Origin of the sequence: Streptomyces sp. NRRL S-118 (genome assembly GCF_000716335.1) — a bacterium.
GTDB lineage: Bacteria > Actinomycetota > Actinomycetes > Streptomycetales > Streptomycetaceae > Streptomyces.
Genome location: NZ_KL591004.1, coordinates 397,229 through 409,435, shown reverse-complemented (window position 1 = coordinate 409,435; position 12,207 = coordinate 397,229). Strand labels below are relative to the sequence as shown.

Sequence of the window (12,207 nt, the reverse complement as noted above, 5' to 3'; positions counted from 1 at the left end):
CGGCTGCTCTGGTGTGCCGCCCCCGCACCCGACCCTCCGCCGCCAGGAGACGCCATGGCCGACCCGTACGCCCATGCCCATCCGTACTCGCCCGACCATCCGTACTTCCCCGACCATCCGTACTTCCCCGACCACCCTTACTCCCCGGAGCCGTACCCCCAGGAGCCGTACGCCCCCGCCCGTCCCTCCGGCCGTCCGCCCGGCGGGCCGTACGCACCCGCATCCGCGTCCGCGCCCCTTACCGGGCCCCGTCACCGCACCGGCGCGACCTTCGCCGTCGTCAACGGAGCCGTCTTCGCCGTCCATGTGATCCTCGCCTGCTGGGCCCCCGGCCTCATGGCCACCGGCCTGTGGGGCGGGATCACCATCGGTGTGGCGGCGCTGCTCCTCCAGGTCTCCCTGCTGCTGTGGACGGCGGTGCGGTACGACCGATGAGCACCGGTACGCGTCCGAGTGCGGACATCCTCCTCGCCACCTCCGGCGCCCTCGACCGGGACGCCCGCGACCTGGTCCTCGTCGGCTTCCTGGCCTTCGTCGTCCCCGTCCTGTTCATCTGCGTGCTCAGCGGACCCGAGCGGGACCGCGTCGACGACTTCTACACGGCCGGCCGCAGGCTGCGGCCGCTGCGCGGGGCGCTCGTCCTCGCCGGCGTCTACCTGTCCGCGGCCACCGTCCTCGGCACCACGGGCAGCGTCGCGATCTACGGCTACGACGGCCTGTTCATCGCCCTGTGCACCGTGCTGTCGCTCGGCGTGCTCCTCCTGCTGGCCAAGCCCCTGCGGCGCCGCGCCGGCTACACCCTGGGCGACACGCTCGCGCTGCGCGCCCCCGGGCCGGCGGTACGGATCGCGGTCGCCGTGGTGACGCTGAGCGCCTGCGTCCCGTACCTGGTCGTCCAGCTCTCCGGCGCGGGGACGACCACCGCCGCGCTGCTCGGGATGTCCGGCCCGGGCGTCGAGCAGACGGCCGTCGTCATGATCGGGGCCCTCGTCGTGTGCGCCACGGTCTTCGGCGGCATGCGGGGCACCATCGTCATCCAGGCGATCAAGACGGTGGTGCTGCTCTGCGCCGCCGCGGCGGTGGCGGCCGTGCTCCTGAACCGCTTCGGCTGGGACACCGACTCCCTGATCGGTGCCGCCGCGCAGGGCAGCGGCCGCCCGGACGCGTACCTGCGCCCCGGCCTGCGGTTCGCCGCCGGCACCGGGGCGGAGAGCACGCTGGACTTCATCGGCCTGATGGTCACCATCGTGCTGGGCGTGGCGTGCCTGCCCCACGTCACCATGCAGCTCGGCGCGGCCCCCGACGCGGCGGCCGCCCGCCGTACCGTCCGTCACGCCCTCGGCATCGTCGGGGCCTTCTGCCTCACCACGGCCCTGCTGGGCTTCGGGGCGGCCGCGCTGGTCGGCGCACCGGCCATCGTCGGGGCGGATCCCGGCGGCAACAGCGCCCTGCTGCTGCTCACGGCCGTGCTCGCGGGCGGCCCGGCCACCGGCACGGGCGGCGCGCTGCTCGTCGCACTGGTCTCCTCCGCGGTCTTCCTCACCACCCTCGCCGTGGTCGCGAGCGTCACCCTCGCGGCGGCCGCGGCGATCGCCCACGACCTGTACACGCAGGTACTGCGGAAGGGGCGCACCACCGAGGGCCGCGAGGTGGCCGCCGCCCGCTGCGCGTCCGCCGGGGCCGGGGTGCTGAGCATCGCCCTCGCGGTCGGGGTGCAGGGGTGGAACGTGCAGTTCCTGTCCGTCCTGTCCCTGGCGGTGGCGGCCTCCAGCCTGCTCCCGGCGCTGGTGTACTCCTTCTTCTGGCGCGGCCTCAACCGCACCGGGCTGCTGTGGACCCTGTACGGCGGCCTGTTCTGCGCCGTCGGGCTCCAGCTCTCCGGTCCGGTGTTCTCCGGCTCGCCCGCGGCCCTCTTCCCGGACCGGCACTTCGACTGGTTCCCGCTCCAGACGGTCGTCCTCGTCTCGCTGCCCGCGGCGTTCCTGCTCGGTCTGGTGGGCAGCGTGCTGGGACGGCGGCGGGCCCCCGCGGCCGGGGAGCTCCACCGGGCGGGAGCGCCGGGGCCCCGGTGAGGGTCAGGCGCCGTGCGGGGGGCGGCGGCGGACGCGCGCGAGGACGAGCACCGTGTCGTCGTGCGGCGGACCGGGCAGCAGACGCCCGAGGATGCGGTCCGCCGCCGCCTCCAGTCCGCCGCCCACGTGGCGCAGTTCGCCGCACAGCGCCCGCACGCCGTCCTCGATGTCCCGGCCGCGCGCCTCGACGAGGCCGTCGGTGTACAGCGCGAGGACCGCACCGTCGGGGAGGTCGACGCCGGTCGTCCCGAAGCGGTGGCCGCCCACCCCGAGGGGCACGCCCAGGACGTCACCGATCACGTCGACCGAGCCGTCCGGCCGGCGCACGACGGGCGGAGGGTGCCCGGCGTTGGCGATCCGGGCCCGTCCGGTGGCGGGGTCGTACAGGAGGTACACGCAGGTCGCCAGCTCGATGCCCGCCTCCTGGGCGCACAGGTCCAGTTCGGTGAGGAGCGCGGCGGGCTCCTGGTTGTGCCGGGCGAGCGCCTTGGCGGTGATGCGGAGCCTGCCCATGGCCGCGGCGGCCGGTACGCCGTGCCCCATGACGTCGCCGACGACCAGGGCGACCCGGCCGCCGGACACGTTGATCACGTCGTACCAGTCGCCGCCGACCTCGGTGATGTGGCTGCCGGGCACGTAGCGGTGGGCGAACTCGACGTACGGGCTGGACGCCAGCGCGCTCGGCAGCAGCGCGCGCTGGAGGGTGACCGCGATGTCCTGCACCCTGCTGTAGAGGCGCGCGTTGTCCAGACTGAGCGCGGCGCGGGAGGCCAGCTCACCGGCCAGGTCGAGGTCCTGCTCGGTGAAGGGCAGCCGGGCCGCGGAACGGCCGAACATGATGAGCCCCTGCACCGTGCCGCGCGCGATCAGCGGGGCGATGAGGAGGCAGGACAGACCGCTGTCCCTGAGCAGCCGGGCCCGCTCCTGGTGGATGACGGTCCGGGTCATGAACTCGTCGTTGACCGGTACGGAGACGGCCCTCCCCGCCGTGATCATGCGGTGGATCGCGGAGCCGGGCGGGTACGTCACCTTCTCCAGCCCGCTCACCAGCTCGGTGGCGGGCGGAGGGAGCGTGGTCCCGGAGGCGATCCGGCGGGTGTTCAGGGGCCGCCCGGGGTCGAACACCTCGGGCTCGTCCATCCACTCCACGAGCTCCACCACGGACGCCTCGCAGAACTCGGGGACCGCGGCACCGACCAGTTCCCGCGCGGTGGTGCCCACGTCCAGGGTGCTGCCGATGGACGCCGCCGCCCGGTACAGCAGGGCGAGCCGCCGGCGGTGGGCGCTCGCCTCCATGAGCGCCTCCTCCCGCTCGGTCACGTCCACGAGCAGCCCGCCCACCCCGGGGCGGCTGCCGACCGCCCCGCTGAGCGGGAAGAAGCTCACCGACCGCACCTGGTCGCGGTCCGGGTGGCCGGGGGTCCGCACCCCGACCAGCGCGCCCACGACGGGCCGTCCCTCCTCGGTGACGCGCCGCAGCACCCGCTCGTACTCGCCGCCGTCGGACGTGATCATGATGTCGCCGGTCCGGCGGCCGAGGTGGGCCTCGATGGACAGGCCGTCCATGTCGGCGAGGGCCTGGTTGAGGTGGACGTACCGCAGCTCCTCGTCGAGCATGACGAGCCCGATGGGGCAGGTCTCGAAGAGCGAGTCGAGGAACGCCAGATTGGTCTTCACCCGGTCGAGCTCGTCGCTGCGGCTGGCCAGCGCCATGACGACCGACGCCCCGTCGGCTCCGGTCACCGGGAACGCCCGGAACCCGCAGTCGAAGGGGGTGCCGTCCCGGTGCCGGGCCCGCAGCCGGCCGCGCCAGTACCCGAGCCGGCGGCCGCGCTCGGCCAGTGGCACCGGCCCGGCGCCGGTGCCCGCGTCACCGGGGGCGGCGCCTTCGGGCGGGTCCGCGAAGAGCACACCGGCCGGCCGGTCCAGCACCGCGGCGGAGTCGTGTCCGAACAGGTCCTGGGCGCCTGGCCCCCAGAAGCAGATGCGATCGTCCCCGCCGATGCCGAAGACCGCGACGCGTACGTGCTCCAGCAGCGTTCCCGGCTCCGACCAGAGCGGGCCGGGAGCCTTGTCGTCCCCCGACCGGTCCGGCGCCACCGGCGCCCCCTTCCGCACGTTTCCCATCCGTGTATCCATTGTGCGGACACCGGGCGGAATGTGGTCAGCCGTGGGCCGCCGGGGGCCTCAGCACCTCGATCACGCTCGCGAAGCTGTCGGACCCGTGGCCCGCGGCGGCCGCCCGCACCATGGCCGCCTTCAGCAGCTCCGGCAGGGCGTTGTCCACGCCCCGGGCGGCCGCGGCGTGGAGGAGGTGGTCGATGGCCGCGATCTGCACGTCGACGGTGGCGTCGTCGCCCGGGTACCGCCCGGCGTCCACCTGCGGCGCGTAGGTGGTCAGGAAGCCGGCCACCGCGGTCAGCCAGCGGACCGCCAGCGGGGTGAAGTCCGTGGCCTGCGTCTTCTCGGCGCCGAGCAGCGCGGCGCCGTGCAGCCAGCCGGTCATGGTGGACCACATCAGGCCGAGCAGCGCGACGTCGTGCAGGGAGGCCAGGCCCGGGTCGGTCCCGAGGAGCAGCGGGTCCCCGAGCGCCTCCAGGGCCGGGCTGTGCTCCGCGAGGACGGTGGGCGACCCGCTGTACAGGAACATCATGTCGGGGCTGCCGACGCCCGGCGGGGTCGTCATGATCGCGCCGTCGAGGTAGTCGGCGCCGTGCGCCGCGGCCCAGCCGGCGGTCGCCCGGGCCTGCTCGGGGGAGCCGGTGGTGAGGTTGACCAGGGCCTTGCCGGCGAGGGAGTCGGCGATCGGGTCGAGGACCGCGTGCACCGCCGCGTCGTCGAGCACACAGACGATCACGAGGGGGGCGGCCGCGACCGCCTCGGCGGCCGTGGCGGCCACCCGGGCGCCCCGGCCGGCGAGCGGACGGGCCCGGTCCGCCGAGCGGTTCCACACGGTCGTCGGGTGGCCGCGGTCCAGCAGCGCCGCCGCCAGCGCCGTTCCCATCGAGCCCAGCCCGAGGACGGTCACCGCCGGGCGCTCCGGACGATCGGGGGATTCGGTACGCATGTTCTTCAACTCCTGGGTGTGTCACGCACGTTGCGGTCGCTCACGTACGCACCACGCTCGCAGCGCCCGGCCCGCGGGAACAGTGGCACCGGTGACGTCCCCCACCAAATTCCTGCCATAGGCTGCACGGCATGAGTACTGCCGCCGGGCCCGGATCCGTCGCCGTGGTGGTGACCGGGGAGATCCCGGTCCCGTCCTGGGACCTCTACGAACTGAGCATCCCGTGCACCGTCTTCGGCAAGCCGCAGCCCGATCTCGCCGACCCCTGGTACGAGCTGAGGCTGTGCGGCACCGCCGGCACGGCCCCCGGCGGCGCGGCCGGGCTGTCGCTGCGGACGCCCTACGGGCTCGACGACCTCGTCGGCGCCGACACGGTCGTCGTCCCCTCGGTCCCCGACGCCTGCGTCGAGGACGGCGCCCCGCTGCCCCGCGACCTGATCGCCGCCCTGCGCGCGGCCCATGACGCGGGCGCCCGCGTGGTCTCCCTGTGCACCGGCGCCTTCGCCCTCGCCGAAGCGGGGCTGCTCGACGGGCGCCGCGCCACGGCCCACTGGCTCCACACCGCCCAACTGGCCGCCCGCTACCCGAAGGTGGACGTGGACGACTCGGTGCTGTACGTGGACGACGGTGACGTGCTCACCAGCGCCGGGCTGACCGCCGGACTCGACCTGTGCCTGCACCTCGTGCGCCGCGACCTCGGCGCGCACATCGCCAACCAGCTCGCCCGCCGGATGGTGGTCCCCGCCCACCGGCCGGGCGGCCAGGCCCAGTTCATCGACCTGCCCGTACCCGCCACCGACGACGACGCCCTGGCCCCGGCCCTGGAGTGGGCCCGCACCCACCTGGACCGGCCGCTCACCGTGGAGGACCTGGCGCGGCGCGCCGCGATGAGCCCGCGGACCTTCTACCGGCGCCTGCGGGCCGTCACCGGGACGACCCCGCTGCAGTGGCTCCTCGACCAGCGGCTCGGCCTGGCGCGGAGCCTGCTGGAGGCGACGGACCTGCCGATCGAGAAGGTCGCGGAGCTGAGCGGCCTCGGCACCGCGAACAACCTGCGCCACCACTTCCTCAAGCAGGTCGGGGTGACGCCCGGGGACTACCGGCGGGCCTTCCCCCGGAAGGCGCCGGCGTGACCCTCGCACCCCCGGTACGGGACGGCGCGGGCGCCGACTTCACCAGGGCGGCCTCCCCCTGGAGGGGCGCGGCTTGTAGTGTCACCGCATGACGAAGCCTGATGACCTGCTCGTGGATGTCGCGTCCATGGTCGAGTCCGAGCAGTCCAATCAGATGTCCCTGACCGTCGTGGTCAACGGAGCCGTGATCACGGGACGGCTCGCTCCCGAGGCCGTGTGGCGGGAGCGCGTCGCCGAGGTCCTGCGGGACTCCGACCGGCTGAGCGCGTTCTCCGGTGTGTTCGGCGGCGCGGCCGCGGGCACACCCCCGAAGCGGCCCTCGCACCTGCACTTCCACGTCGCGCGGATCCTGCAGGGCACGCTCGGCATCCCCGAGACCGGTGGGATGTACCGGGTGGCCATCGAGGATGTCAGCGCGTGGACGGTGGGCGACTTCAGCTACACCGACAGCTGAGCCGCGGGCGCTCCCGCGCCACGGCACACCTCCGCGGGGTGTCGCCGTGCGGGGCCGCGAGGATCCCCACGGCGTACCCGTCGTCGTCCACCACGACGGACGCCTGCTGCGTACGGCCGCGCATGGCGCGCTCGGCGACGGGCAGGGCCGTCAGGGCGGAGGTGAAGGGCCCCCGGTCATGGGTGATGTCCCGCAGGCGGGTGAGTTCCGTGTACCGGGTGCCGGCCGGGTGCGCGGTCAGCTGTGTCCGGGAGACGAGCCCGGTGACCCGCCCGTCGGCGTCGCACACCACGAGGTGCCCGGTACGGGCGGCGGCGAGGACGGAGAGGGCGAGGTCCAGGATCATGTCGTCGCCGACCTGGGGGCCGTGGGCCCCATGGCGTCGCGGACGGTGCTCGGCGGACGCGTCAGGCGGCCGCTCCCCCCGTCGCGGGGCGGCGGGGTGCCAGGACGGGCGGGTGAGCCGGGTGGCCCCCGCCCGCTCCGCCGTGCCGCCGGCCGGTCCCGTCACCGGCCGGCCCGCCGGGCTGCGCCGCCACGGCGGCGAGGACCGGGACCCCCGCGGGCGTCCGCGCACCCGTGATCCGGCTCAGCTCCGCCCCGTCGGGGCGCACCGCGGTGATTTGCGCGGTGACACCCGCATGGGCCAGCAGGGCGTTCATGGAGCGGCGCTGGTGCGGCAGGACGAGGGTGACGACCCTGCCCTCCCCGCCGGCGCGGGCGGTGCGGCCGCCCCGGTGCAGGTAGTCCTTGTGATCACCGGGCGGATCGACGTTGACGACGAGGTCGAGGTCGTCGACGTGGAGGCCGCGGGCCGCCACGTCCGTCGCGACCAGGACGGTGACGTGCCCCTCCCGGAACTCCGCCAGGGTGCGGGTGCGTTGCGCCTGGGTCCTGCCGCTGTGCAGGGCGCAGGCGCGGATGCCGCTGTCGAGCAGGTGCCGGGTGAGGCGGTCCACCGCCTGCCGGGTGTCCAGGAACATGATCACGCGGCCCTCGCGGGCCGCGATCCGCGTCGTCGCACCGGTCTTGTCGGTGTCGCTGACGTGGAGGACGTGGTGCTCCATCGTGGTGACCGCGCCGGTCGGGGTGTCGACGGCGTGCACGACCGGGTCGTGCAGGTACCGCCGGACCAGGATGTCGGCGTCGCGGTCGAGCGTGGCGGAGAAGAGCAGCTTCTGGCCGGTGGCCGGCACCAGGTCCAGCAGGCCGGTGATCTGCGGCAGGAAGCCCAGGTCGGTCATCCGGTCGACCTCGTCGAGGACGGTGACGGCGACGGCGTCGAGCCGGCAGTCGCCGCGCTCGACGAGGTCACCGAGCCGGCCCGGCGTGGCCACCAGGATGTCGGCGCCGTCGCGCAGCGCGGCGGCCTGGCGGCGGATGGACAGCCCGCCGACGACGGTGAGGGGCCGGAGCCTCAGGGCGCGGGCGTACGGGGCGAGCGCCTCCCCGACCTGCTGGGCGAGTTCCCGGGTGGGCACGAGCACCACCGCCAGGGGCCGGCGGGGTTCGGCGACGCGGCCCGCGAGGCGCGCGACCACGCCGAGCCCGAACGCCAGGGTCTTGCCGGAACCGGTACGGCCGCGGCCCAGGACGTCCCGGCCCGCCAGCGTGTCCGGCAGGGTCGCCGCCTGGACGGGGAACGGCACGGTCACACCCTCGGCCGCGAGCGCGGCCAGGAGCGGGGCGGGGAGGTCCAGGTCGGCGAATGCCGCGACCGGGGGGAGCGTCGGGGTGCCGGGGCCGTGCGCGGGCTCCCGGAGGTCACCGGGTCCGGGCGGGCCGGGGCGGGATGAAGGGTTCACGAGATGCCTTCCTCGAAATGGACGTGATGAACACATCGAGGAATCGTCGGCCCTCGACACTGCCGGATACAGCGGAATTGCGGCGACGAGCAGAAGGCCGGGCGCGCGCGGCCGGGGCCGGAACCGGGCGGCAGGTCCGTGGGAAATCAGGCAGCGGGGCCTGGGCCGAGACGCAAAAAACGGCGCCGGGGCCCGCACCCCAAGGTGCGGGCCCCGGCGCCGTCAGGACGGTGCACGTCAGGCGGGAACGATGTTCTCCGCCTGCGGGCCCTTCTGGCCCTGCGTCACGTCGAAGGAGACCTTCTGGCCCTCCTGCAGCTCGCGGAACCCGGAGGTCGCGATGTTCGAGTAGTGGGCGAACACGTCCGCGCCGCCACCCTCCTGCTCGATGAAGCCGAAGCCCTTTTCAGCGTTGAACCACTTGACGGTGCCAGTAGCCATGTCTCTGCTCCTTGCGGGTTTTCCGAGCCCGCACCGTGCGGGTCTCGCGCGTCGCCGCGATGATTGACCCGTCCGGAATACCGGCAAAACAAAAGTGCTCCGCCGCGAACGAACCGGCGGGGCACTTGAAGTCTGGGAACCACAACTGCAACTGATATCGACAGTAGCACGCAGGGCGGCGAAGGGCGGGGAAATACGCCGGGCAATTGTCGGTGCGAGAAATCCTGGGCGCGCGCCCCTTCGGTTTCTTCCACGGCCGCTGGAGAAATCCTCGTCGAATCCGGCGGACTTTTCCCGCCGCGCCCCCCTGGGCGGCGGCACCCGCCCCGGCGGGGCCCCGGGCACGGCACCGGGGAGCGCCATGACGAACCTGCAGCGGCCGCAATAGACTTTCCGTACGCCCGTTGGTCAGGTCCGCGGGTGCAGCACGAGGCGAACGTCACCGGTCCGCCCGCTGCCGACGGGACGAAAGGTCCGCATGGCGTCAGAATCCCGCTCCACCCCCGCCGCCGACAACCTCGACGACGACCACTACCCCGCCTACACGATGGGGCGCGCCGCGGAGATGACCGGCACGAGCCCCGCGTTCCTGCGCGCCCTCGGCGAGGCCGGGCTCATCACGCCGCTGCGGTCCGAGGGCGGTCACCGCAGGTACTCCCGGCATCAGCTGCGCATCGCGGCCCGCGCCCGCGAGCTGGTCGACCAGGGGACCCCGGTGGAGGCGGCCTGCCGGGTCATCACCCTGGAGGACCGGCTCGACGACGCCCTGCGGGACAACGAGGAACTGCGCCGCAGGGAGGGCTCCCCCGGTGGCGGGCCGGTCGGCGGCGAGGACGTCTGACGGACCGCCCGGGTGCACACTGGCCACGGGGGGCCGGCCGGTCCCCGGGGTGTGCGAGGAGGTGGCGCTGTGCAGGCCGAGGAGGAAATGCCCGCGACCGGACACGCGGAGGTCCGGGTCGTGGCGGCGACCCCGGAGGTCGCCCGCATGGTCGCCGACGTACTGCGGCACTGTTTCGCCGCGACGGAACAGCGCAGCTATCCCGCCGGTCCCGGGGGCGGCACCCGCCTCCACCTCACGGTGGACACGACCCAACCGGCGGAACCCGCCCGTTCCTGGCTCGCGACCAGCGAGTCGTCGTTCGACGACCGCCGGCGGGCGGACGAGGTCTGACACCGCCCGGCGGGACCACCGGAGAGCCGCCACCCGGCCGCCGAGCCCCGTGTGGCAGCCCCCGGCGCACCGGGGCAGGCTGGACGTGAAGAGTCCGACGGACACGGAACCCGCTCAGAGGACGCACGCATGATTCGGTCAGCAGACATACGTGAGTGGCGCAACCACGACGTGGTCGACCCCAGGGGCCACAAGATCGGCGTGCTGGAGGCGGTCTACGTCGACACCAGGACCGACGAGCCCGCCATGGCCACGGTGCGCACCGGGCTGCCCACCCGGCAGCGCCTGGTGTTCGTCCCCCTCGACGAGGCGACGGTCGGACCGGACTACCTCAAGGTCGCCTACGACAAGGGCCATGTGCGGGACGCCCCGTCGATCGAGACGGACGGCGTCCTTGCGGCCGAGAGCGAGGAGGCGGTCTTCCGCCACTACGACCTGCCCTACCGGCAGGGTGCGCACGGCGAGCGGCAGCTCGCGCGCCGCTGACCGGCCGCCCCGCCGCAGGAGGGTCCCGCCATGGCGCTGTTCCTGTTCCTGGTCCTCGTGGCCATCATCCTCGGGCTGATCGGCGTGATCATCGAAGGTCTGATGTTCCTGCTGGTCATCGGCATCATCGTGCTGGTCGTCGACATCGTGTTCGTCGCCGTCCGCCGCTCCCGGCGCTCCCGCCCCCTGAGGTAGCCGCGGCGTCCCCGCGTAGGGTCGCCGGGTGAACCTGCGACGGAGCAAGAAGCTCAGCCGGCGACTGGTGGCCGCCGCGGCCTTCGGCGACCTGCCCCGCGTACGGGCGCTGCTGCGCGCCGGCGCCGGTCCCGGCCGGGCGGACGCGGACGGGACGACCCCCCTCTACGCCGCCGCGGTGCAGGGAGAGGCCGCGGTCGCCCGTGTGCTGCTCGCCGCGGGAGCCCCGGCCGACGCCGAGAGCGGGTTCGGCTCCGAGGGCACGCCCCTGTGCGCCGCCGCCTGCTGGGGTCACACCGAAGCCGTGCGGGCGCTCCTGGAGCACGGCGCCGACCCGGGGCTGCGGGAGGACCACGGCACCGGGCGCACCGCCCTGGAATGGGCGGCCGCCGGACCGTACCCGGACGTCGTGGAGCTGCTCACCGCGGCGGGCGCGCAGTCCCCGCCGCCTCCCCGCAGCCCGCGCTGAAGGCGCCGCCCGCCGCCACGATGCGCCGTGCGATCCGGTCGACGTCGGCGCGTGCGGCCGCGGGCGGCGGCGCGCCGAGCCGCTGCCGGGTGGTGGCCGCCGCCCGCAGCAGCCGTGCCGCGCCCCGGTACCGGCCCGCCGGGGCACGTGCCCCGCCGAACCCTCCGGGGCCGGGGCCACGGGACGGGCACGCCCCCGCGGCGCAACGGGTCCGGGGAGGAGGTCGCCGAGGCCGCGCCGCTCCTCGCCTTCGACCCCCGCCATGTTCACCACGGGCGTCGGGTTCCCCGTCGGCGGCGGCCGGGGCCGGGGACCGGTCGCCCCGCGCACGCCGGGGCGCCGTCCTGATCCCGCCGCCCGGCGGGAGCCGTGCGGCGCGCGGGCGGGTGCCGGTGCTGCGCCACACGGCTGAACCGGCCGGCCACGCCTCGCCGGCCGCCCGGCCGGACGGTCCGCGCCGCGTAGCTTCGGGACGATGAGCGTGCCCCACCGCCACCGCTTCCACCTGGACCAGGACGGCCACTCCGTCACCGTGCTCCTCGGGCGCACGGCGCACGACGTGGAGGTGCTGGTCGACGGCAAGGTCGTCGCCGCCCGGCACACCCACGGCCGGGGCGGCACGGAGCTGGCGGCGGAGCTGCCGGGGGACCCGCCGGAGCCGATCACGCTGCTGGTGGAGGACGTGGACGAGGTCCCGCTGTGCGTGATGGTGCGCGGCGGCGCCCGCTATCTGATGCCGCTGGTGCCCCTGGCGACCGAGGGGCAGCCGCACGCCGCGTCCGCCGTGCGTCCGCTGCGCGGGATCCGCCGCCGGCTGCGCCGCTGGCTGCGCGCTCTGGTGCGGCGGCGGCAGGGCGGTACGGGCCGCACCGCCCGGCGGCGCTGAGCGGTCACGCCCCCGGACGGGCCCG

General features: G+C 74.9%; 15 protein-coding genes. 10 read left to right on the top strand and 5 right to left on the bottom strand.

The window, feature by feature from the left end; all coding sequences use genetic code 11:
• Window positions 1–54 precede the first annotated feature (54 nt).
• Complete coding sequence (locus IH00_RS43945) at window positions 55–435, top strand: DUF485 domain-containing protein (protein ID WP_234334820.1); 381 nt, start codon at window positions 55–57, stop codon at window positions 433–435.
• Window positions 432–2,072, top strand: coding sequence for a sodium/solute symporter (locus IH00_RS0111175; RefSeq protein ID WP_031072239.1), 1,641 nt, complete (start codon window positions 432–434; stop codon window positions 2,070–2,072). The genes IH00_RS43945 and IH00_RS0111175 overlap by 4 nt, the downstream gene beginning before the upstream one ends.
• Window positions 2,073–2,075: 3 nt before the next feature.
• On the opposite strand, the gene IH00_RS0111170 is transcribed toward IH00_RS0111175, so the two are convergent.
• Together IH00_RS0111170 and IH00_RS0111165 are read right to left on the bottom strand one after the other, a co-directional pair.
• The gene (locus IH00_RS0111170) at window positions 2,076–4,199 is read right to left on the bottom strand and encodes a SpoIIE family protein phosphatase (RefSeq protein WP_052411318.1); all 2,124 of its coding nucleotides are present in this window, start codon (window positions 4,197–4,199) and stop codon (window positions 2,076–2,078) included.
• A 37-nt stretch (window positions 4,200–4,236) separates the two neighbouring features.
• Window positions 4,237–5,139, bottom strand: coding sequence for an NAD(P)-dependent oxidoreductase (locus IH00_RS0111165; RefSeq protein ID WP_031072236.1), 903 nt, complete (start codon window positions 5,137–5,139; stop codon window positions 4,237–4,239).
• 164 nt (window positions 5,140–5,303) lie between these two features.
• Here IH00_RS0111165 and IH00_RS0111160 point away from each other — a divergent pair, with 164 nt between their 5' ends.
• Both IH00_RS0111160 and IH00_RS0111155 read left to right on the top strand, forming a co-directional pair.
• Window positions 5,304–6,272: a GlxA family transcriptional regulator gene (locus IH00_RS0111160; protein WP_031072234.1), complete on the top strand. Its 969-nt coding sequence runs from the start codon at window positions 5,304–5,306 to the stop codon at window positions 6,270–6,272.
• Window positions 6,273–6,360: 88 nt separating this feature from the next.
• Window positions 6,361–6,726, top strand: coding sequence for a hypothetical protein (locus IH00_RS0111155; protein ID WP_031072232.1), 366 nt, complete (start codon window positions 6,361–6,363; stop codon window positions 6,724–6,726).
• Here IH00_RS0111155 and IH00_RS0111150 read toward each other — a convergent pair.
• The 3 genes from IH00_RS0111150 to IH00_RS0111140 form a co-directional block, all read right to left on the bottom strand.
• A complete protein-coding gene (locus IH00_RS0111150; protein ID WP_199819734.1) occupies window positions 6,707–7,072 on the bottom strand; it encodes a CBS domain-containing protein in 366 nt (121 codons plus the stop codon). The genes IH00_RS0111155 and IH00_RS0111150 overlap by 20 nt on opposite strands.
• 61 nt (window positions 7,073–7,133) lie before the next feature.
• A complete protein-coding gene (locus IH00_RS0111145; RefSeq protein WP_052411317.1) occupies window positions 7,134–8,567 on the bottom strand; it encodes a DEAD/DEAH box helicase in 1,434 nt (477 codons plus the stop codon).
• Between the two features lie 201 nt (window positions 8,568–8,768).
• Window positions 8,769–8,972, bottom strand: a complete 204-nt coding sequence (locus IH00_RS0111140) for a cold-shock protein (protein ID WP_031072229.1) — start codon at window positions 8,970–8,972, stop codon at window positions 8,769–8,771.
• A 478-nt stretch (window positions 8,973–9,450) separates the two neighbouring features.
• Between IH00_RS0111140 and IH00_RS0111135 the strand changes: the two genes are divergently transcribed.
• From IH00_RS0111135 to IH00_RS37225, 6 genes are all read left to right on the top strand, one after another.
• A complete protein-coding gene (locus IH00_RS0111135) occupies window positions 9,451–9,813 on the top strand; it encodes a MerR family transcriptional regulator (protein ID WP_031072228.1) in 363 nt (120 codons plus the stop codon).
• 87 nt (window positions 9,814–9,900) lie between these two features.
• Window positions 9,901–10,146, top strand: coding sequence for a hypothetical protein (locus IH00_RS0111130; RefSeq protein WP_031072227.1), 246 nt, complete (start codon window positions 9,901–9,903; stop codon window positions 10,144–10,146).
• A 129-nt stretch (window positions 10,147–10,275) separates the two neighbouring features.
• Entirely contained in the window at window positions 10,276–10,632 is a 357-nt protein-coding gene (locus IH00_RS0111125; protein ID WP_031072226.1) for a PRC-barrel domain-containing protein, read from the top strand.
• Window positions 10,633–10,662: 30 nt separating this feature from the next.
• Window positions 10,663–10,827, top strand: coding sequence for a hypothetical protein (locus tag IH00_RS43330; RefSeq protein WP_199819733.1), 165 nt, complete (start codon window positions 10,663–10,665; stop codon window positions 10,825–10,827).
• 28 nt (window positions 10,828–10,855) lie between these two features.
• A complete protein-coding gene (locus IH00_RS0111115; protein WP_031072225.1) occupies window positions 10,856–11,296 on the top strand; it encodes an ankyrin repeat domain-containing protein in 441 nt (146 codons plus the stop codon).
• Between the two features lie 475 nt (window positions 11,297–11,771).
• Window positions 11,772–12,182, top strand: a complete 411-nt coding sequence (locus IH00_RS37225; RefSeq protein ID WP_039946719.1) for a hypothetical protein — start codon at window positions 11,772–11,774, stop codon at window positions 12,180–12,182.
• Window positions 12,183–12,207: the final 25 nt, after the last annotated feature.

Bases quoted from the DNA above. Each gene is read 5' to 3' on its own strand.
- IH00_RS0111155 (WP_031072232.1), top strand. From the start codon at position 6,361: ATGACGAAGCCTGATGACCTGCTCGTGGATGTCGCGTCCATGGTCGAG.
- IH00_RS0111145 (WP_052411317.1), bottom strand. From the start codon at position 8,567: ATGTGTTCATCACGTCCATTTCGAGGAAGGCATCTCGTGAACCCTTCA.
- IH00_RS43945 (WP_234334820.1), top strand. From the start codon at position 55: ATGGCCGACCCGTACGCCCATGCCCATCCGTACTCGCCCGACCATCCG.
- IH00_RS0111165 (WP_031072236.1), bottom strand. From the start codon at position 5,139: ATGCGTACCGAATCCCCCGATCGTCCGGAGCGCCCGGCGGTGACCGTC.
- IH00_RS0111125 (WP_031072226.1), top strand. From the start codon at position 10,276: ATGATTCGGTCAGCAGACATACGTGAGTGGCGCAACCACGACGTGGTC.
- IH00_RS37225 (WP_039946719.1), top strand. From the start codon at position 11,772: ATGAGCGTGCCCCACCGCCACCGCTTCCACCTGGACCAGGACGGCCAC.
- IH00_RS0111150 (WP_199819734.1), bottom strand. From the start codon at position 7,072: ATGATCCTGGACCTCGCCCTCTCCGTCCTCGCCGCCGCCCGTACCGGG.
- IH00_RS0111175 (WP_031072239.1), top strand. From the start codon at position 432: ATGAGCACCGGTACGCGTCCGAGTGCGGACATCCTCCTCGCCACCTCC.
- IH00_RS0111135 (WP_031072228.1), top strand. From the start codon at position 9,451: ATGGCGTCAGAATCCCGCTCCACCCCCGCCGCCGACAACCTCGACGAC.
- IH00_RS0111130 (WP_031072227.1), top strand. From the start codon at position 9,901: ATGCCCGCGACCGGACACGCGGAGGTCCGGGTCGTGGCGGCGACCCCG.
- IH00_RS0111140 (WP_031072229.1), bottom strand. From the start codon at position 8,972: ATGGCTACTGGCACCGTCAAGTGGTTCAACGCTGAAAAGGGCTTCGGC.
- IH00_RS43330 (WP_199819733.1), top strand. From the start codon at position 10,663: ATGGCGCTGTTCCTGTTCCTGGTCCTCGTGGCCATCATCCTCGGGCTG.
- IH00_RS0111170 (WP_052411318.1), bottom strand. From the start codon at position 4,199: ATGGGAAACGTGCGGAAGGGGGCGCCGGTGGCGCCGGACCGGTCGGGG.